This is a genomic window from Streptomyces sp. NPDC057877 (genome assembly GCF_042796855.1).
Lineage (GTDB): Bacteria > Actinomycetota > Actinomycetes > Streptomycetales > Streptomycetaceae > Streptomyces.
The window spans coordinates 128,068-146,404 of record NZ_JBHVMS010000013.1 but is presented as its reverse complement, the minus strand read 5'-3'; the positions used below and the strand labels follow the sequence as shown (position 1 = coordinate 146,404).

Sequence of the window (18,337 nt, the reverse complement as noted above, 5' to 3'; positions counted from 1 at the left end):
GATCGCGTGAAGTACGCCACTTCCTTGATCGGGAAAAGCGGTGAACACCGGCCAAGTACCGGCCCTCGCCAGAAGTTGGGCGGCGCGCCAATCCACGCACGTGGCCCAAATGGAGTACTGTTGCGAGCCCTGGGTCCGGTCTCCCGCCAGGCTGTCCGGATCCTTCAAGGACCGCCAGGAGGGGGCTTGTTGCACAGGGTGACGTAGTTGGTCACTTAGCGTTGCGAATAGGTAACCGTGCCATAACGGCGATCCAGGGCCCGCGCCCGACACGCCGGGCAACTCGGCAAGGTTGTGGCAGGCTGCACCCGGGCAGGCCACACTCGACTAGCGGAAGCAGCGACGCACGTGACGTCGGCAGGCACCACCCGGGAGGTCCCCATGCCCGAACTGCGTGTCGTGGCCGTCTCCAATGACGGCACACGGCTGGTGCTGAAGGCTGCGGACTCAACGGAGTACACGCTTCCGATTGACGAACGGCTCCGCGCCGCCGTGCGCGGCGACCGTCCCCGCCTCGGCCAGATCGAGATCGAGGTGGAGAGCCATCTCCGCCCCCGAGACATCCAGGCGCGTATACGCGCGGGTGCGACCGCGGAAGAGGTCGCCCAGATGGCGGGCATCCCCGTCGACCGCGTACGCCGCTTCGAGGGCCCCGTGCTCGCCGAGCGCGCCTTCATGGCCGAGCGGGCCCGCAAGACGCCCGTCCGCCGCCCCGGTGAGAACTCCGGCCCGTTGCTCGGCGAGGCCGTCCAGGAGCGGCTGCTGCTGCGCGGCGCCGAGAAGGACACCGTCCAGTGGGACTCCTGGCGCCGTGACGACGGCACCTGGGAGGTGCTGCTGGTCTACCGCGTCGCGGGCGAGCCGCACTCGGCGAGCTGGACGTACGACCCGCCCCGGCGGCTCGTACAGGCGGTCGACGACGAGGCGCGTGCGCTGATCGGCGAGTCCGACGACCTCGGCACGCCGGAGCCCAGCTTTCCGTTCGTGCCGCGTATCGCCCGGCTCCCGCGCGAGCGGCCGCTGGACCGTTCCGCCGACCGCGAGCGGCCGAGCCTGCCCGCGCCGCCCGAGCCCGGCGAGGAGAGCGCCGGTGAGCGGGACTCGCTGACCAGCCTGCTGGAGGCGGTGCCGAGCTTCCGGGGCGACCTGGTGGTTCCCGAGCGTCCGGCGGTGGAGCCCCCGGAGGAGCCCGAGGAGCAGCCCGCCGCGGAGGAGCCTCCGGCGCCCGCGGCCTCGGCCGGTGCCGGTTCCGCCTACGCGGACGTCCTCATGCCCCGTTCCGTCGGCAGCCACCGTGACCGGCTCATCGGCTCCACCGACCGTCAGGCCGAGGCGGACGGCGTCCGTCCGGGCCGCCGGGCGGCGGTGCCGAGCTGGGACGAGATCGTCTTCGGCACCCGGCGCAAGAAGCAGGAGTAGCAGGCGTAGACGACACGGCGGGCCCGCGTCCCCCGGGGCGCGGGCCCGCCGTCGGTTACTGCGGATCCGCGCCCACGGCCACCGGCCGCGACGGATCCGAGGACCACTGCGACCACGAGCCGACGTACAGCTCCGCCGGAATGCCCGCCACCGCCAGTGCCAGCGCCTCGTGGGCGGCGGAGACGCCCGAGCCGCAGTACACGCCGACCTGGGCGCCGTCGGCGGCGCCGAGGGCCTTGAAGCGGGCCCGCAGCTCCTCCTCGGGCAGGAAGCGGCCGTCGGGGCCGACGTTCTCGGTGGTGGGCGCCGAGACCGCGCCCGGGATGTGTCCGCCGACCCGGTCGATGGGCTCCACGTCACCCCGGTACCGCTCCGCCGCCCTCGCGTCCAGCAGCACCCCGGAGCGGGCCAGCGCGGCGGCCGCGTCCGCGTCGAGGAGTCCGGTGGCCGCCGGAACGGGCTCGAAGTCGCCCTCGGGCGGCGTGGTCTCCCCCGTCGACAGCTCACCCCGCCAGGCAGACAACCCGCCGTCGAGGACCCGCACGTCCGGGTGACCCGTCCACCGCAGCAGCCACCAGGCGCGGGCCGCCGCCCAGCCCTGTCCGCCGTCGTAGACGACGACCGGCCGCCCGGCCGTCACGCCCGCCCGGCGCATCGCCGCGCCGAACTCCGCGAGGTCGGGCAGCGGATGACGGCCCGCCGCCCCGGGCGCCCCGGCCAGTTCCCGGTCCAGGTCGACGAAGACGGCGCCCGGGATGTGCCCGGCCGCGTACTCGGCACGGCCGTCGAAGGACGGCGCACCGGCCGCCGCGGCCAGGGTCAGTTGCCAGCGGACGTCGAGCAGCACTGGCGGGTTCTCGCCCGTCAGTTCGCTCGCGAGTTCGGGTGCGGAGATGATGGCGTTCATGCCCACCATCCTTGCGCACGGGGTGGCCGCGGCGTCCGTGTCCGGCTACTCTGCCCGCCGGGCAGGTCCGATCACCGGGCGTACGGGATCGGGCACATGCTGTACAACAGGCTGACATCCGCAATCCCAGGGAAAGCCGGGCAAACACGGAGAAGCCGCAGACCGGGCACGGTGCGGGGCACGGAGACCGGGACGGGCCACGGCGGCGCGCCCGGAGCGCGTGGCACCACGTGGGGTGCGAGCATCGGCACGGGGGTCGAAGGGCGGAAGCGACGCGGCCACCGCGAGGGGCCGACAGGAGAGTGACGATGACCGAGGCACGGGGGCCGGCCGGCCGAAGCGGCGGGACGCACGCCCAGTACGCGCCCGGCACACCCTGCTGGGTGAGCCTGATGGTGCACGGGATGGCCACCACCCAGGAGTTCTACGGCGCCCTGTTCGGCTGGGAGTTCCAGCCGGGCCCCCAGCAACTCGGCCCCTATGCGCGGGCCATGCTCCACGGCCGCGAGGTGGCGGGCATCGGGCAGTTGCCGCCCGACCGGCATCTGCCGCTCGCGTGGACGCCCTACCTCGCCACGGACGACGCCGACCAGACCGCCCACACGGTGCGGCTGTGCGGCGGCACGATCGGGGTGGGTCCGCTGGACGCGGCCGAGGCCGGGCGGATGGCGATCGGGTCCGACCCGTCCGGCGCCGTCTTCGGCGTCTGGCAGGCGGCGGCGCACCGCGGCACGGCCGTCACCGGGGTGCCGGGCACGCCCGTCTGGAACGAGTTGCTGACCTTCGAGACGGTCGGCGTCGCCAAGTTCTACGAGTCGGTGTTCGGCTACGAGGAGGAGGCGGTGGTCTCCGCCGACTTCGACTACGTCACCCTCCTCATCGACGGCCGTCCGGTCGCCGGTATCCACGGCGTGGGCAACACCCTGCCGCGCGACCGGGGGCCGCACTGGGTGACGTACTTCGAGGTGGACGACACGGACGAGGCGCTCACGCGGGTCGTCGACCTGGGCGGCCAGGTGGTCACGCAGGCCCGCGACGGCGAGCACGGCCGGGTGGCCACGGTGGCCGACCCGGAGGGGGCCCACTTCTCCCTGCTGCGGCCGTCGCGCTGAGCCCCGGCGGGCGGGCACCCGACGACGGGTCTACGCGGGCGGCACCGGCAGGACGTCCGGGGAGAGGGTGGCCGCGCGGGCGGTGGCGGCGGTCATCCGGCGGCGGTGATGGCGACGGCACAGCACCTCGTAGCCGACTGCCTCGGACGGGTTGACGTCGCCGACGACCACCTGGGCGCCCTCCACGACCATCTCGCCGCCTATCGTGCGGGCGTTGTGCGTGGCCCGCGCGCCGCACCAGCACAGGGCCTCGACCTGGAGCACCTCGACCCGGTCGGCCAGCTCCACCAGCCGCTGCGAGCCGGGGAAGAGCTTGCTGCGGAAGTCGGTCGTGATACCGAAGGCGTACACGTCGAGACCGAGGTCGTCGACCACCCGCGCGAGCTGGTCGATCTGCTCCGGCGCCAGGAACTGCGCCTCGTCGGCGATCGCGTAGTCCGCGCGCCCGCCCTGCGAGAGGTGGTCGACGAGGTAGGCGTACAGGTCCATGCCGTCCTCGACCTCCACCGCGTCGGTGACCAGGCCGAGCCGCGAGGACAGCTTGCCCTCGCCCGCGCGGTCGTCGCGGGTGAAGATGATGCCCGCCAGGCCCCGCGCGGAGCGGTTGTGCTCTATCTGGAGAGCCAGCGTCGACTTCCCGCAGTCCATGGTTCCGGAGAAGAAGACCAGCTCGGGCATGGGGGCTTGAGCACCTTTCGGCTTTCGGCTTCGGGGAGAGGGGGCGGAGGGCGTCAGGAGCGTACTTCGAGCAGCGGGACCAACTGCTCGGCGGGGGTCATCGAGCCGTGGTTGCCGACCATGGCCGACTCCTTGGGCTCCCGCTCCGAGGCGATGATCAGCACGTCGTCGCGGGCGGCGGCGACGACGTCACCGATGCGCGCGTACACGCGTTCGTCGATGTGCGGGCCGAACCAGCCCGCCGCGATCGCCTCGTCCCGCGAGGCCACCCAGAACTGCTCGCCGAGCACCTCGCGCCAGCAGGTCAGTACGTCGTTCTGGGCGCCCGGCACGGCGTACACGTGCCGCGCCCGGCCCTCGCCGCCGAGCAGGGCGACCCCGGCGCGCAGCTCCCAGTCCGGGTCGAAGTCGATGCGGTGCTCCTCGTCGAACGGGACGTCGATCATGCCGTGGTCGGCGGTGACGTAGAGCGCGGTACGCGGCGGGAGCTGCTCGGCCAGCCGCTGGACGAGCCGGTCGACGTACATGAGCTGGCCCCGCCAGGTGTCGGAGTCGACGCCGAAGCGGTGCCCCGCGCCGTCCACCTCGGCGTAGTACGTGTAGACGAGGGCGCGGTCCCCCGCGGCCAGTTGCTCCGCCGCGAGGTCCATGCGGTCCTCGCCGGACAGCCGCCCGTGGAACGTTCCGCCGCTGAGCGCGACCTTGGTCAGCGGGGTGTTCTGGAAGGCGGGCGAGGAGACCTGCGCCGCGTGCACCCCGGCGTCGTGGGCGAGCTGGAACACGGTCGGATACGGCTGCCAGGCGCCCGGCGCGGTCCACGGCTGCCAGCGGAGCTGGTTCATCAGCTCGCCGGTGTCGGGATTGCGCACGGTGTAGCCGGGCAGGCCGTGCGCGCCCGGCGGCAGGCCGGTGCCGACGGAGGCGAGGGAGGTCGCGGTGGTCGCGGGGTAGCCGGTGGTCAGGGGGCGGCCGGTGCCGCCGCGTGAGCTGCCGAGCAGGGCGGTCATGAAGGGCGCTTCCTGCGGGTGCGCCTTCAGCTGCTCCCAGCCGAGGCCGTCGATCAGGAAGACACAGGCCCGGTCGGCGGGCTCCAGCTCCGCTATGGCCGCCCTCGCGCCGGGTACGCCCATGCCCGCGGCCAGGGTGGGGAGCAGATCGGCGAGCGAGCCGCCGCCGTACTCGGGGCGGGGGGCGGAGTCGACGGAGAGGGGCTCGGGGTGCTGCTCCCAGGCGGTGGGATGTGCCATCAGCGGGTGATGTCCGCGGTCGCCTCGGAGATGGCCTGCGCGAAGACGAGCGCCTGCCGCACGGTCTCCGGGCCGTCCCCGGCCTCGCTGACGCGCAGGCTGAGGTCGTCGGCCGTCGAGCTGCCCGTGTAGCCGTGGTCCGCCTCGCAGTTGGGGTCGCCGCAGGCGGCGGGCTCCAGGTCGATGCGGGAGACGGCGCCCCAGCCGATGGTGAGCACGACCTCGCGCGGGAGCGTGCCCGGCTTGTACGACTCGGGGTTGGCGACGACCCGGCTGACCACGACCGACGAGATCCGGCCGAGCTTCACCGACTCCGTGGAGGTGGTGGCGTACGGCGTCGGGGAGGTGCCGTCGGCGGCCTGCTCGTCGGTGTGGCTGACGATGAAGCGGTTGGCGGTGAGGACCAGCACGGTCACATGCCGCCGCACCTCGTTCTGGTCGAACGTCGTCTCCTGGTGGACCAGGTACGACCGCATGGGCTCACCACCCACGGCGGCCTCCACCGCCTCGGCCACGAGGGCCGGGTAGTAGCCACTGCGCTCGATCGCCGCGCGCAGCCCCTGGGTCGTCGTACTGGTCTTGGCCATGCCGTCCATCCTACGGGGGCCCACTGACTGCGAGGGACCGGTCACGCGCTTGGATCGACGCCCCTGTCAGTACGTCGGGAGGGTACGCGGGCCGAGGTCGTCGCGGGCGGGTGGCGGGGCGAGGCGGACCGAGGCGCCGAGGACGCTCAGGCCGCCCGGGGAGACGACGACGGGTTCGAGGGTGACCGCCACCACCTCCGGGTGATCGTCGACCAGCCGGGACACCCGCAGCAGCAGCTCCTCCAGCGCGGCGGCGTCCACGGGGGCCGTGCCGCGCCAGCCGAACAGCAGCGGTGACGTCCTGATCGACCTGATCAGCGAGGTCGCCTCGCGGTCGGTGACCGGGATCAGCCGGTGCGCCATGTCGCCGAGCAGCTGGGAGGCCACTCCGGCCAGCCCGAACGACAGTACGGCCCCGGCCGCCGGGTCGATCACGGCCCGCACGACGGTGTCGACCCCGCGCGGGGCCATCCGCTGCACCACCGGGCGCAGCTCCTCCGCCTTCCCGAACAGCCCGGTCAACTCGGCGTACGCGCGGCGCAGTTGCTCCTCGTCCGCGAGGTCGAGGCGTACGCCGCCCAGGTCGGCGCGGTGGCGCAGGTGCGGGGCGGTGGCCTTGAGGGCGACGGGGTAGCCGACGGTGTGCGCGGCGGCGACGGCCTCGTCGGGGGTGGCGGCGGGGAGCGCCGGGTGCACGCCGACGCCGTAGGTGGCGAGCAGTTCGCGCGTCTCCTCCGGGCCGAGCGTCAGCCCCTGCCCGCGCGCGAGCAGGCCTCCGATCAGTCCGGCGGCGCCCTTCTCGTCGATGTCCTCGTACTCGGGCACCTTCCCGGGCAGGGCGGCCTCGCGCCGCCACTGGGCGTACTTCACGGCTTCGGCGAGGGCGCGGACGGCGCGTTCGGCGGCGGGGTAGGCGGGGATGAGGCGGGAGTCCGCTTCCGTGGTGGGCCGTCGTTCAGCGGGGCGGACCGGCTGGGTGCCGGGTGCCTTGGTACCGGCGTTGTCGCTGCGCGGTCCCGTGCTCGTCGCCGCCGACAACGCCTCCGCCAGCCCGCCCAGCTCCACGTGCACCACCAGCACCGGCTTCGACGGCACCGCCGCCGCGGCCGACCCCAGCGCCTCCGCCAGGGCCGCGTCCTCCGCGGAGGTCTCCCCGATCGCCGGGATCGCCGTCACGACGACGGCGTCACAGGTGTCGTCGGCCAGCGCCCGCGACAGCGCCGCCCCGAAGTCCTCCGGCTCCGCCGCGGTGGTCAGGTCCAGCGGCGGCTGGGGCCGCAGGCCCTCGGCGAGGCAGGCGTCGTAGGTGAGCAGCCCCAGCGACTCCGAGTTGCCGAGGATCGCCACCCGGGGCCCGGCGGGAAGCGGCTGGCGGGCGAGCAGCAGTCCCGCGTCCACCAGCTCGGTGATCGTGTCGACCCGGATCACCCCGGCCTGCCTGAGCAGCGCGGACACCGTGGCGTGCGGCAGCCGCGTGGCCCGTACGGCATGCCCCTGGGGGGCGGCGCCGCGATGGCGGGCGCCCTGCACCACGACCAGCGGCTTCGCCACCGCCGTACGCCTGGCGAGGCGGGTGAACTTGCGGGGGTTGCCGATGGACTCCAGGTACATCAGGCCGACGTCGGTCTCCGGGTCGTCGTACCAGTACTGGAGGACGTCGTTGCCGGAGACGTCGGCGCGGTTGCCGGAGGAGATGAAGGTGGAGACGCCGGTGACACCGGTCACGCCGCCGCCGCGCCGGTGCAGCCGGGACAGCAGGGCGACGCCGATGGCCCCGGACTGGGCGAACAGCCCGATGCGGCCGGGGCGGGGCATCTCGGGGGCGAGGGAGGCGTTGAGCCGGACGTCCGACGCCGTGTTGACGATGCCGAAGGCGTTGGGCCCGATGATCCGCATGCCGTACGCGCGCGCGTGGCGGACGAGTTCGCGCTGGCGCTCGCGTCCGTCGGGGCCGCTCTCGGCGTATCCGGCGGAGACCACGACGAGCCCCTGCACGCCGTGCTCGCCGCACTCGGTGACGACCTCGGGGACGTGCGCGGCGGGCACGGCGACGACCGCGAGGTCGACGTGGTCCGGGATGTCCCGCACGGAGCGGTGCGCCGGTACCCCGTCGACGTCCCTCTGGTTCTCGTCGAAGGCCCTGTTCACGGCGTACAGGCGGCCGGTGAACCCGGCGTCCTTGATGTTGCGCAGGACGCTGCGGCCCACTCCCCCGGGGGTGCGTCCGGCGCCGATGACGGCGACGGAGCCGGGTACCAGCAGCCGCCGTACGGACCGCGCCTCGGCCCGCTGCTCGCGCGCGTACTGCACGGCGAGCGAGCGGTCGGTGGGTTCGAGGTCGAATTCCAGGCGGACGACGCCGTCCTCGAAGCTGCGCTTCTGGGTGTACCCGGCGTCCGTGAACACCTTGATCATCTTGGTGTTGGCGGGGAGCACCTCGGCGGCGAAGCGGCGGATGCCGCGCTCCCGCGCGACGGCGGCGATGTGCTCGAGGAGGGCGGAGGCGACGCCCCGGCCCTGGTGCGCGTCCTGCACCAGGAAGGCGACCTCGGCCGTTTCAGGAGGTGCGGGCGCGGAGCGCCCTCCGGCAAGGGCGGTGGTGGGTGACGGGTGGGCGGGCGCGGAGGCGGGTGTTCCGTTGGGGCCGATCCGGTCGTAGCGTACGGTGGCGATGAACTCGCCGCCGATCGTGGCCGCGAGTCCCACCCTGTCCACAAAGTCGTGGTGCGTGAAGCGGTGGACGTCCTTGGCGGACAGACGCGGGTAGGGCGCGAAGAAGCGGTAGTACTTCGACTCGTCCGAGACCTGCTCGTAGAAGCTGACCAGGCGCTCGGCGTCATCAACGGTGATGGGCCGCACGCGCGCGGTGCCGCCGTCGCGCAGCACCACGTCGGCCTCCCAGTGAGCGGGGTACTCCTGCCGGTCCGCCGAGTTCTGCATGGGCCCCAGCGTACGGCTCGCGTACGACAACGGCGCGAGGCAGTCTGTGGGGGACGTCAGCCGGACCGAGGCCGCGGTCCGGCGTCATCCGAAGGGACGGGCGCGAGCCCGCTCCGGGCATGCTTCACGTTATGGGACACTGGTCTAGACAACCCTGAACACCGAAGGGCAGCATCACATGGCTGAGCGCCGCGTCAACGTCGGCTGGGCCGAGGGCCTCCACGCCCGCCCCGCCTCCATCTTCGTCCGAGCCGCCACGGCCGCAGGCGTCCCGGTGACGATCGCCAAGGCCGGGGGCAACCCCGTCAACGCGGCCTCCATGCTGGCCGTCCTGGGTCTGGGCGCCCAGGGCGGCGAGGAGATCGTCCTCGCCTCCGACGCCGAGGGCGCGGATGCCGCTCTCGACCGCCTGGCCAAGCTGGTCGCCGAGGGCCTGGAGGAGCTGCCCGAGACCGTCTGACCGGCGCGCGCAGCACGCGGCGGAGCCGCGTCGCCCTTTCCGGGCGGCGCGGCTCCGCCGTTTTTCGTGCGCGTCCGTGTTTCGGTGCGCGCATTCAGGTGCGGGTCCACGTACGGGGTTCACATATGGGCGATAATTCACGCTTGTGTTCGCGACCGAAAAAGGGCAGCAAAAATAACCCCCACCGAATATCCCTCTTTGTATACGGCGCCTTTGTTAATGCCGCAGGCTCGGCATGTTTACGGGATGTTGCGAAGTCCTCACACGCTCCGGGCCGCCCAGGGTGAAGCGCAGCCGGTGCGCGGCGGTCGCGCGCTCGGTGTGCAGCGCGGTGAGCGCTCGCGCGCGTTCGGCGTCGCCGCGCGCGACCGCGTCCACGATCGCGCCGTGCTCCGCCCAGGACTCCACGGCCCCGGCGGGCGCCTCCACGGTGTACATCCAGGCGATCTTGTGCCGCAGCTGGGTCAGCATCGCGATCAGGGCGGGGCTGCCGGAGGCCTGGGCCAGCGTCTCGTGGAACCAGCCCCCGAGCGAGCGCAGATCGTCGCTGTGACCCCGTCTGGCCCGCTCCTGGCCCAGCCGCACCAGTCCGCGCAGCACCTTCAGATGGGCCTCGGTGCGCCGCTGGGCGGCCCGGGAGGCGCCCAGCGGCTCCAGGAGCATCCGCATCTCCAGCAGGTCGGAGGCCTCCTGCTCGGTCGGCTCGGCGACGCACGCGCCCGCGTGCCGCCGGGTCACGACGAAGCCCTCGGCCTCCAGGGTGCGCAGGGCCTCCCGGACGGGGACGCGTGAGACGCCGTAGCGGCGGGCGAGCAGTTCCTCGGTGAGCCGGCTGCCGCGCTCGTAGACACCCGAGACGATGTCATCCCGGATCGCCGTGCACACCGAGTGCGCCGGAATACGCATGACCGACCTCCGCCTTAATCCCCGTGAAACGTCGACGATTGACGTGTGTTCCGTGACTCTATTGCAATGAGCCGGAATTTCCGATGGCGGCCTGGAAACCATGGATATTTTTTGGACATACGGACCCCCGAAACACCGAAAGCCCCGGCTCGTGAGCCGGGGCGGGGGTGCGCGGGGTGCGGTGGTCGTCCTACAGGCTCACGCCGTGCGAGCGGAGGTAGGCGAGGGGGTCGATGTCCGTGCCGTACTCGGCGGACGTCCGCGCCTCGAAGTGCAGATGCGCTCCGGTGACGTTGCCGGTGGCCCCGGAGAGGGCGATCTGCTGCCCCGGGGTGACCGTCTGGCCCACCGAGACCGCGATGGACGACAGATGGCCGTACTGGGTGTACGTACCATCAATCATCTGGATCACGACTTGATTGCCGTACGCCCCGGCCCAGCCCGCCTCCACGACGGTGCCGGAGCCGACCGCGTGCACGGAGGTCCCGCTGGCGGCGTGGAAGTCGATGCCGGTGTGGCTGCCGGAGGACCACAGGGCGCCGCCGGAGCGGTAGGAGGTGGAGACGTACGAGCCCGAGATGGGCGTCACATAGGTGTTCAGGCGCTTGCGCTCGGCCTCGCGGGCGGCGCGCTCCTTGGCCGCTCGCGCCTTCTCGGCCGCCTCGGCCGCCTGCTTGCGGGCGGCCTCCTGGGCCTGCTGCCTGGCCTGGGTCAGCTCCGCGGCCTCCATCTGCGCGTCGGCCTGGGCGTCCACCCGGTCGGCCACGGCGTCGTCGATGCTGACGACCGGGGTGAGCCCGGTCTGCTCCGCGGTGGGCTCGGCGGCGAGCGCGGGGGCGGCCAGGGTGCCGACCACGCCGCCGGTGGTGAGGGCCGCGACGCCCGCCACGTGGGCGGTGGTGCGCTTGGTGCGGCCGGTACGGCGGTGCTTCCCGGCAGGGCGGGTGAACGCCATAGGGTGGCTCGTCCTTTCCTTCCCTCTCGCCTACCGGGTTAGCTGACGGGTTCGGAGCAGGAAGGTCTCCTACGGACCCCCTCGCGGCACGCGCGGGCGTCCGATTCACCCCAGGGACTACGCAGTTGGGTCCCCGGCTCCCCCTGGCTCGCGCCGTACGGGGACTCGGCGATGGCTGTCCGGTGCCGCGGGTGCGGCGCACTGCCTGACGGACAGCCCGGATGACGCTAAGCGGGCGCGCTTTCAATTCCCAAACAGAACCCGGTTTTTGTAGCGCATCCCACAGGGCAGACGGGCTATCTCCCTATCAAATCGGGCATAGAGGGGCCCTGGTGACGGAACCGCCACCAGGGCCCCACGCGCGTGCCGCTACTCGGCCGGTACGACGGTGACCGCGCCGATGCCGAGCGCCTCCACGGGCTCCCTGATCTGCGCCGCGTCGCCCACCAGGACCGTCACCAGGCGGTCCATCGGGAAGGCGTTCACGACCGCGGCCGTGGCCTCCACGGTGCCCGTCGCGGCGAGCTGGCGGTACAGCGTCGCCTGGAAGTCGTCGGGCAGGTGCTGCTCGACCTGGTCGGCCAGGGTGCTCGCCACGGCCGCCGCGGTCTCGTACTTCAGCGGCGCCACACCGACCAGGTTCTGCACGGCCACGTCCCGCTCGGCGTCGGTCAGCCCGGACCCGGCGAGGGTGCGCAGCACCGTCCACAGGTCGGCCAGCGCGGGACCGGTGTTCGGCGTGTCCACGGAGCCGCTGATGGCGAGCATCGCCGCGCCGGTGCCGTCGGGGGCGGAGCGCAGCACCTGGCTGAACGCCCGTACGCCGTAGGTGTAGCCCTTCTCCTCGCGCAGGACGCGGTCCAGGCGGGAGGTCAGGGTGCCGCCGAGGCAGTAGGTGCCGAGCACCTGGGCGGGCCACACGCGGTCGTGCCGGTCGGGGCCGACGCGGCCGATCAGCAGCTGCGTCTGCACGGCCCCGGGGCGGTCCACGATGACGACCCGGCCGGTGTCGTCGGCGGTCACCGGGGGCACCGGACGGGGCTGGGCCGTGGAGCCGGTCCAGGCGCCCAGGGTGTCGCCGAGCAGCGCGTCCAGGTCGATGCCGGTGAGGTCGCCGACGACGACCGCGGTGGCGGTGGCGGGGCGGACGTGCCGCTCGTAGAAGGCGCGTACGGCCGCGGAGTCGATGGCCTCGACGGTCTCCTGGGTGCCCTGGCGCGGGCGCGACATGCGCGAGTCGGCCGGGAACAGCTCCCTGGACAGCTCCTTGGCGGCGCGCCGGGAGGGGTTGGCCAGCTCGTGCGGGATCTCGTCGAGGCGGTTGCGCACCAGCCGCTCCACCTCGCTGTCGGCGAACGCGGGCGCCCTGAGCGCGTCGGCGATCAGCCCGAGGCCCTTGGCCAGGCGGGAGGCCGGGACCTCCAGGCTGAGGCGGACGCCGGGGTGGTCGGCGTGCGCGTCGAGGGTGGCGCCGCAGCGCTCCAGCTCGGCGGCGAACTCCTCGGCGGAGTGCTTGTCGGTGCCCTCCGAGAAGGCCCGCGCCATGATCGTGGCGACGCCGTCGAGACCGGCGGGCTCGGCGTCCAGCGGCGCGTGCAGCAGCACCTCGACGGCGACGACCTGCTGGCCGGGGCGGTGGCAGCGCAGCACGGTCAGGCCGTTGCCGAGGGTCCCGCGCGTGGGCGCCGGGAACGCCCAGGGCTTGGGCTCGCCCGCCTGCGGCTGGGGGTGGAACTCCATCGTGGTCAGCTCGGTCACTTGGCCGCCTCCTCGGTCTCGTCGGCTTCGGTGTCGTCGGCTTCCGTCTCGTCGGCCCCGGCGATCGGCTCGTAGACGAGCACCGCGCGGTTGTCGGGCCGCAGGCGGGCCTTGGCGACCTCCTGGACCTCCTCGGCCGTCACGTCGAGGACGCGCTGCACGGCGGTCAGGGCGAGCTGCGGGTCGCCGAACAGCACGGCGTACCGGCACAGTTCGTCGGCGCGGCCCGCGACCGTGCCGAGCCGGTCCAGCCACTCGCGCTCCAGCTGGGCCTGGGCGCGCTCCATCTCCTCGGCCGTGGGGCCCTCGGCGGCGAACCGCGCGAGTTCCTCGTCGATGGCGGCCTCGATGACCGGCACCTCGACGTCGCCGGAGGTCTTCACGTCCAGCCAGCCCAGGGAGGGCGCCCCGGCCAGCCGCAGCAGGCCGAACCCGGCCGCGACAGCGGTACGGTCCCGGCGCACGAGGCGGTTGTAGAGCCGGGAGGACTCACCGCCGCCGAGGACGGTCAGGGCCAGGTCGGCGGCGTCGCACGCGCGCGTGCCGTCGTGCGGCAGCCGGTAGGCGGCCATCAGGGCGCGGGCCGGGACCTCCTCCTCGACGACCTCGCGCAGCTGTTCACCGATGATCTCGGGCAGCACGCCGTCGCGCGGGGCGGGCTTGCCGTCGTGGGCGGGGATGGAGCCGAAGTACTTCTCGATCCACGCGAGCGTGCGCTCGGGGTCGATGTCGCCGACGACCGACAGCACCGCGTTGTTCGGCGCGTAGTACGTGCGGAAGAACGCGCGCGCGTCCTCCAGCGTCGCCGCGTCCAGGTCGGCCATCGAGCCGATCGGGGTGTGGTGGTAGGGGTGGCCCTCCGGGTAGGCGAGGGCGGTCAGCTTCTCGAACGCGGTGCCGTAGGGCACGTTGTCGTAGCGCTGGCGGCGTTCGTTCTTGACCACGTCGCGCTGGTTCTCCATGGACTCGTCGTCCAGGGCGGCGAGCAGCGAGCCCATGCGGTCGGCCTCCAGCCAGAGGGCGAGTTCCAGCTGGTGGGCGGGCATGGTCTCGAAGTAGTTGGTGCGCTCGAAGCTGGTGGTGCCGTTCAGCGAGCCGCCCGCGCCCTGCACCAGTTCGAAGTGGCCGTTGCCCTTGACCTGGGCGGAGCCCTGGAACATCAGGTGCTCGAAAAGGTGAGCCAGACCGGTACGCTCCTTGACCTCGTGGCGGGAGCCGACGTCGTACCAGAGGCACACCGCCGCAACCGGGGTCAGGTGGTCCTCGGAGAGCACCACGCGCAGACCGTTGGCCAGGCGGTGCTCGGTCGCTGTCAGGCCGCCGGAGCCTGCCTCGGCTGTGGCCGTGTGACCCATGGGCATGTACGTCCCTTCGATCGCGGATGCGGTCCTCGGACCGCGGATGTCCTGCCGTCCTGCCACTGTATGCAAGCGCGCGGACCAGCGGTGAAGTTCCCGGGGGACGTACGCCGACAGCGAGATCCCGTAGCCTCTCGGGATAGCCGCGGCGGTACGCAGGCCGCCAGGCCGCCCGCGCCGGGCGGCATGATCGGCCTCCCCGTCCGGTGTTGTCAGTGCCGCGGTCCACAATGGTCCGCGTCAGATCCGTCACGCTTCAGCACGAGCGAGCCGACGGGGAGCGACCCCGGCGCCCCGCAGGCGAGCGACCAGAAAAGAGGAGCCAGGCAGCGATGGCCCGCCGCAGCACGAAGACCCCGCCGCCCGACGACCCGTACGAGGAGAAGATCCTCGACATCGACGTCGTCGACGAGATGCAGGGCTCCTTCCTCGAGTACGCGTACTCGGTCATCTACTCCCGAGCCCTGCCCGACGCCCGTGACGGCCTCAAGCCGGTGCACCGGCGCATCGTCTACCAGATGAACGAGATGGGCCTGCGTCCCGACCGCGGCTACGTCAAGTGCGCCCGCGTCGTCGGCGAGGTCATGGGCAAGCTGCACCCGCACGGCGACTCCTCGATCTACGACGCCCTGGTGCGCATGGCGCAGCCCTTCTCCATGCGCGTCCCCCTGGTCGACGGCCACGGCAACTTCGGCTCCCTGGGCAACGACGACCCACCGGCCGCCATGCGGTACACCGAGTGCCGGATGACCGAGGCCACCGGCCTGATGACGGAGTCGATCGACGAGGACACCGTCGACTTCGCCCCGAACTACGACGGCCAGGAGCAGGAACCGGCAGCGCTCCCCGCCGCGTTCCCGAACCTCCTGGTCAACGGCGCCTCCGGGATCGCGGTCGGCATGGCCACCAACATGCCGCCGCACAACCTGCGCGAGGTCATCGCCGCCGCCCGCCATCTGATCCGGTATCCGAACGCCGATCTCGACGCCCTGATGCGGCACATCCCGGGCCCGGACCTGCCCACCGGCGGCCGTATCGTCGGCCTGCCGGGCATCAGGGACGCCTACGAGACCGGCCGCGGCACGTTCAAGATCCGCGCGACGGTCTCCGTGGAGGACGTCACCGCACGCCGCAAGGGCCTGGTCATCACCGAGTTGCCGTTCACGGTCGGCCCGGAGAAGGTGATCGCCAAGATCAAGGACCTGGTCGGCTCGAAGAAGCTCCAGGGCATCGCCGACGTCAAGGACCTCACCGACCGGGCGCACGGCCTGCGGCTGGTCATCGAGATCAAGAACGGCTTCGTGCCCGAGGCCGTCCTGGAGCAGCTGTACAAGCTGACGCCGATGGAGGAGTCCTTCGGCATCAACAACGTCGCGCTCGTCGACGGGCAGCCGCTCACGCTGGGCCTGAAGGAGCTGCTGGAGGTCTATCTCGACCACCGCTTCGAGGTCGTGCGCCGCCGCTCGGAGTTCCGCCGCGGCAAGCGGCGCGACCGTCTCCACCTGGTCGAGGGCCTGCTGACGGCCCTGGTGGACATCGACGAGGTCATCCGGCTGATCCGCTCCAGCGACAACAGCGCGCAGGCCAAGGAGCGCCTGATGGGGCGCTTCGGCCTGAGCGACGTCCAGACGCAGTACATCCTGGACACGCCGCTGCGCCGCCTCACCAAGTACGACCGGATCGAGCTGGAGGCGGAGAAGGAGCGGCTCACCACGGAGATCGAGGAGCTGACCCGCATCCTCGAGTCCGACACCGAGCTGCGCAAGCTGGTCTCCAACGAACTGGCCACGGTCGCGAAGAAGTTCGGCACCGACCGGCGTACGGTCCTGCTGGAGTCCGGGGCCGTCCCGGTGGCCGCCGTGCCGCTGCAGGTGGCGGACGACCCGTGCCGGGTGCTGCTGTCGTCGACGGGCCTGCTGGCCCGCACGGCGAACGGCGAGCCCTTCGCGGAGGACGCCAAGGCCAAGCGCGTCAAGCACGACGTGATCGTCTCGGCGGTCCCGGCGACGGCGCGCGGCGAGATCGGCGCGGTCACGTCGACGGGCCGTCTGCTCCGCCTGAACGTGATCGACCTCCCCCAGCTGCCGGAGACCCCCTCCGCCCCGAACCTCGCGGGCGGCGCGCCGCTGGCGGAGTTCGTCTCCCTGGAGGACGACGAGACGGTGGTCTGCCTGACCACGCTCGACGAGTCCTCCCCCGGTCTCGCGATCGGCACCGAGCAGGGCGTCGTCAAGCGGGTCGTCCCGGACTACCCGGCCAACAAGGAGGAGCTGGAGGTCATCGCCCTCAGGGAGGGCGACCGGATCGTCGGCGCGGTGGAGCTGCGCACCGGCGAGGAGGACCTGGTCTTCATCACGGACGACGCCCAACTGCTGCGCTACCAGGCCTCGCAGGTCCGCCCGCAGGGCCGCCCGGCCGGTGGCATGGCGGGCGTCAAGCTCGCGGAGGGCGCCCGGGTCATCTCGTTCACGGCGGTGGACCCGGCCGTCGAGGCCGTGGTGTTCACGGTCGCGGGCTCGCGCGGCACGCTGGACGACTCCGTCCAGACGACCGCCAAGCTGACCCCGTTCGACCAGTACCCCCGCAAGGGCCGCGCCACCGGCGGGGTGCGCTGCCAGCGCTTCCTGAAGGGCGAGGACTGCCTGGCCCTGGCCTGGGCGGGCCCGACCCCGGCCCTCGCCGCCCAGAAGAACGGCACCCCGGCCAGCCTCCCGGAGATCGACCCGCGCCGGGACGGCTCGGGGGTGTCCCTGCCGAAGACGGTGTCGGTGGTGGCGGGGCCGGTCTAGGACGGGTCCTCGGCGTCCTCGGCGGGTTCGGGTACGTAGCGCAGGACGCCCCACATGCCGTGCTCGTCGGCGGTGTGCGGGGCGTCGGCCTCGCACGCCCGGAGTTCCTTGCCGAGGGCGTCGGCGTCGATGCCCGTCCCGATGAGGACGAGCTGCGTCAGCCGCGCCTCACCGGCGCTCCAGCTCTCCGGGTAGAACCGCAGGAACCTCCCCACGGCGTGCACGGCGTACCGGTTGTGCGCGTCATGGGCGCCGAAGTCGACGTACCCCTTGATCCGGTACAGCCCCTCGGCCCGGCCGTCGAGGAGGGTCATCAACCGGCGCGGATCGAGGGGCACTTCGGACACGAAGGACACGCTGTCGTAGGCGGCGTGCAGATGCCCGTCGTGCGCGGTCTCCGCCCCGTGGTGCAGATCGTCGAAGGACAGCTGCCCGATCCGCTCCCCGCTCGGTCGGCAGTCGAAGAGGAACTCCGGGTCGATACGGCCGTAGGAGGCCGGGACGACGGCGGCTCCGTCGGCGAGCGAGCGCACGAGACCGAGCACCCGGTCGCCCCCGCCCACCCGGTCGGTCTTGTTGACCACGACGAGGTCGGCGAGGGCCAGATGCCGGTCGATCTCGGGATGCCGCGCGCGGGTGTCGTCGAACTCCGCCGCGTCGACGACCTCGACCAGCCCGCCGTAGACGACCCGGGGATTGTCGCTGGCCAGCACCATCCGCACCAGTTCCTGTGGTTCGGCGAGCCCGCTGGCCTCGATCACCACGACGTCGATGCCCAGCCCGGGCCGGGTCAGCCGCTCCAGGTAGACGTCCAGCTCGCTGGTGTCGACGGCGCAGCACAGGCACCCGTTGCCGAGGGAGACGGTCGAGTCCCCGAGCGCACCGGCCACCGCCATGGCGTCGATCTCGATCGCCCCGAAGTCGTTCACGAGGGCGCCGATCCGGCTGCCGCCGCTGCGGTGGAGCAGATGGTTCAGCAACGTCGTCTTCCCGGAGCCGAGGAATCCGGCGAGGACGACGACCGGAATCTGCTGCGGGCTCGGCTCGTGCGCCACCGTGCGACCTTTCTTGCGCCCACGCGCGCACCGGATCGCGGCCGTGCGCACGTACGAGGATGGAATGCCGCCCCAGGATACGAGCCAGGAGAAACGCGCGGCAGTGAACGATTGTTAGCACCCCCGGCGGGGCAAAGGTCTCCGCAAGGCGCCGGGGTGTGCGACC

14 protein-coding genes and 1 riboswitch are annotated in these 18,337 nt (G+C 72.6%); of the genes, 4 read left to right on the top strand and 10 right to left on the bottom strand.

Annotated features, from left to right (window positions below; all coding sequences use genetic code 11):
* Positions 1-381: 381 nt before the first annotated feature.
* Positions 382-1,419 (top strand): septation protein SepH, encoded by a 1,038-nt coding sequence (gene sepH, locus ACFVQG_RS33810; RefSeq protein WP_383391002.1) that lies wholly within the window; start codon positions 382-384, stop codon positions 1,417-1,419.
* A 55-nt stretch (positions 1,420-1,474) separates the two neighbouring features.
* Here sepH and ACFVQG_RS33805 read toward each other — a convergent pair whose 3' ends face one another.
* Entirely contained in the window at positions 1,475-2,326 is an 852-nt protein-coding gene (locus ACFVQG_RS33805; protein WP_383390999.1) for a sulfurtransferase, read from the bottom strand.
* A gap of 308 nt (positions 2,327-2,634) precedes the next feature.
* On the opposite strand from ACFVQG_RS33805, the gene ACFVQG_RS33800 reads away from it, so the two are divergent.
* Positions 2,635-3,438, top strand: coding sequence for a VOC family protein (locus ACFVQG_RS33800; RefSeq protein ID WP_383390996.1), 804 nt, complete (start codon positions 2,635-2,637; stop codon positions 3,436-3,438).
* A 30-nt stretch (positions 3,439-3,468) separates the two neighbouring features.
* On the opposite strand, the gene ACFVQG_RS33795 is transcribed toward ACFVQG_RS33800, so the two are convergent.
* The 4 genes from ACFVQG_RS33795 to ACFVQG_RS33780 all read right to left on the bottom strand — a co-directional run bounded on the left by ACFVQG_RS33795 (position 3,469) and on the right by ACFVQG_RS33780 (position 8,890).
* Positions 3,469-4,116: a thymidine kinase gene (locus ACFVQG_RS33795; RefSeq protein ID WP_383390994.1), complete on the bottom strand. Its 648-nt coding sequence runs from the start codon at positions 4,114-4,116 to the stop codon at positions 3,469-3,471.
* 53 nt (positions 4,117-4,169) lie between these two features.
* Positions 4,170-5,363: an alkaline phosphatase family protein gene (locus tag ACFVQG_RS33790; protein WP_383390992.1), complete on the bottom strand. Its 1,194-nt coding sequence runs from the start codon at positions 5,361-5,363 to the stop codon at positions 4,170-4,172.
* Complete coding sequence (locus tag ACFVQG_RS33785) at positions 5,363-5,950, bottom strand: DUF5998 family protein (protein ID WP_383390990.1); 588 nt, start codon at positions 5,948-5,950, stop codon at positions 5,363-5,365. The genes ACFVQG_RS33790 and ACFVQG_RS33785 overlap by 1 nt, the downstream gene beginning before the upstream one ends.
* A gap of 66 nt (positions 5,951-6,016) precedes the next feature.
* Entirely contained in the window at positions 6,017-8,890 is a 2,874-nt protein-coding gene (locus ACFVQG_RS33780; RefSeq protein ID WP_383390987.1) for a GNAT family N-acetyltransferase, read from the bottom strand.
* A 178-nt stretch (positions 8,891-9,068) separates the two neighbouring features.
* Between ACFVQG_RS33780 and ACFVQG_RS33775 the strand changes: the two genes are divergently transcribed.
* On the top strand, positions 9,069-9,350 hold the full coding sequence (locus ACFVQG_RS33775; RefSeq protein WP_030563197.1) for an HPr family phosphocarrier protein: 282 nt from the start codon (positions 9,069-9,071) through the stop codon (positions 9,348-9,350).
* Between the two features lie 216 nt (positions 9,351-9,566).
* Here the strand turns inward: ACFVQG_RS33775 and ACFVQG_RS33770 are convergent, their stop codons facing one another.
* The 4 genes from ACFVQG_RS33770 to ACFVQG_RS33755 all read right to left on the bottom strand — a co-directional run bounded on the left by ACFVQG_RS33770 (position 9,567) and on the right by ACFVQG_RS33755 (position 14,324).
* Positions 9,567-10,256 (bottom strand): GntR family transcriptional regulator, encoded by a 690-nt coding sequence (locus ACFVQG_RS33770; protein ID WP_383390984.1) that lies wholly within the window; start codon positions 10,254-10,256, stop codon positions 9,567-9,569.
* 190 nt (positions 10,257-10,446) lie between these two features.
* Positions 10,447-11,211 carry a M23 family metallopeptidase gene (locus tag ACFVQG_RS33765; protein ID WP_383390981.1) on the bottom strand — a complete coding sequence of 255 codons (765 nt, stop codon included), beginning with the start codon at positions 11,209-11,211 and terminating at the stop codon, positions 10,447-10,449.
* Positions 11,212-11,223: 12 nt separating this feature from the next.
* Positions 11,224-11,392: riboswitch (cyclic di-AMP (ydaO/yuaA leader) on the bottom strand.
* Between the two features lie 188 nt (positions 11,393-11,580).
* Entirely contained in the window at positions 11,581-12,969 is a 1,389-nt protein-coding gene (locus tag ACFVQG_RS33760) for a M16 family metallopeptidase (protein ID WP_383390978.1), read from the bottom strand.
* Positions 12,966-14,324, bottom strand: coding sequence for a M16 family metallopeptidase (locus tag ACFVQG_RS33755; RefSeq protein ID WP_383391339.1), 1,359 nt, complete (start codon positions 14,322-14,324; stop codon positions 12,966-12,968). The genes ACFVQG_RS33760 and ACFVQG_RS33755 overlap by 4 nt, the downstream gene beginning before the upstream one ends.
* Before the next feature lie 335 nt (positions 14,325-14,659).
* On the opposite strand from ACFVQG_RS33755, the gene ACFVQG_RS33750 reads away from it, so the two are divergent.
* On the top strand, positions 14,660-17,116 hold the full coding sequence (locus tag ACFVQG_RS33750) for a DNA topoisomerase (ATP-hydrolyzing) subunit A (protein WP_383390975.1): 2,457 nt from the start codon (positions 14,660-14,662) through the stop codon (positions 17,114-17,116).
* Here the strand turns inward: ACFVQG_RS33750 and ACFVQG_RS33745 are convergent.
* Complete coding sequence (locus tag ACFVQG_RS33745; RefSeq protein WP_383390973.1) at positions 17,113-18,171, bottom strand: CobW family GTP-binding protein; 1,059 nt, start codon at positions 18,169-18,171, stop codon at positions 17,113-17,115. The two genes, ACFVQG_RS33750 and ACFVQG_RS33745, sit on opposite strands and share 4 nt — an antisense overlap.
* Positions 18,172-18,337: the final 166 nt, after the last annotated feature.

What these genes read in the sequence shown, in the direction of transcription:
- ACFVQG_RS33805 (WP_383390999.1), bottom strand. Translation starts at nt 2,326, where the DNA reads ATGAACGCCATCATCTCCGCACCCGAACTCGCGAGCGAACTGACGGGC.
- ACFVQG_RS33765 (WP_383390981.1), bottom strand. Translation starts at nt 11,211, where the DNA reads ATGGCGTTCACCCGCCCTGCCGGGAAGCACCGCCGTACCGGCCGCACC.
- sepH (WP_383391002.1), top strand. Translation starts at nt 382, where the DNA reads ATGCCCGAACTGCGTGTCGTGGCCGTCTCCAATGACGGCACACGGCTG.
- ACFVQG_RS33795 (WP_383390994.1), bottom strand. Translation starts at nt 4,116, where the DNA reads ATGCCCGAGCTGGTCTTCTTCTCCGGAACCATGGACTGCGGGAAGTCG.
- ACFVQG_RS33770 (WP_383390984.1), bottom strand. Translation starts at nt 10,256, where the DNA reads ATGCGTATTCCGGCGCACTCGGTGTGCACGGCGATCCGGGATGACATC.
- ACFVQG_RS33780 (WP_383390987.1), bottom strand. Translation starts at nt 8,890, where the DNA reads ATGCAGAACTCGGCGGACCGGCAGGAGTACCCCGCTCACTGGGAGGCC.
- ACFVQG_RS33790 (WP_383390992.1), bottom strand. Translation starts at nt 5,363, where the DNA reads ATGGCACATCCCACCGCCTGGGAGCAGCACCCCGAGCCCCTCTCCGTC.
- ACFVQG_RS33750 (WP_383390975.1), top strand. Translation starts at nt 14,660, where the DNA reads ATGGCCCGCCGCAGCACGAAGACCCCGCCGCCCGACGACCCGTACGAG.
- ACFVQG_RS33755 (WP_383391339.1), bottom strand. Translation starts at nt 14,324, where the DNA reads ATGGGTCACACGGCCACAGCCGAGGCAGGCTCCGGCGGCCTGACAGCG.
- ACFVQG_RS33775 (WP_030563197.1), top strand. Translation starts at nt 9,069, where the DNA reads ATGGCTGAGCGCCGCGTCAACGTCGGCTGGGCCGAGGGCCTCCACGCC.
- ACFVQG_RS33800 (WP_383390996.1), top strand. Translation starts at nt 2,635, where the DNA reads ATGACCGAGGCACGGGGGCCGGCCGGCCGAAGCGGCGGGACGCACGCC.
- ACFVQG_RS33785 (WP_383390990.1), bottom strand. Translation starts at nt 5,950, where the DNA reads ATGGCCAAGACCAGTACGACGACCCAGGGGCTGCGCGCGGCGATCGAG.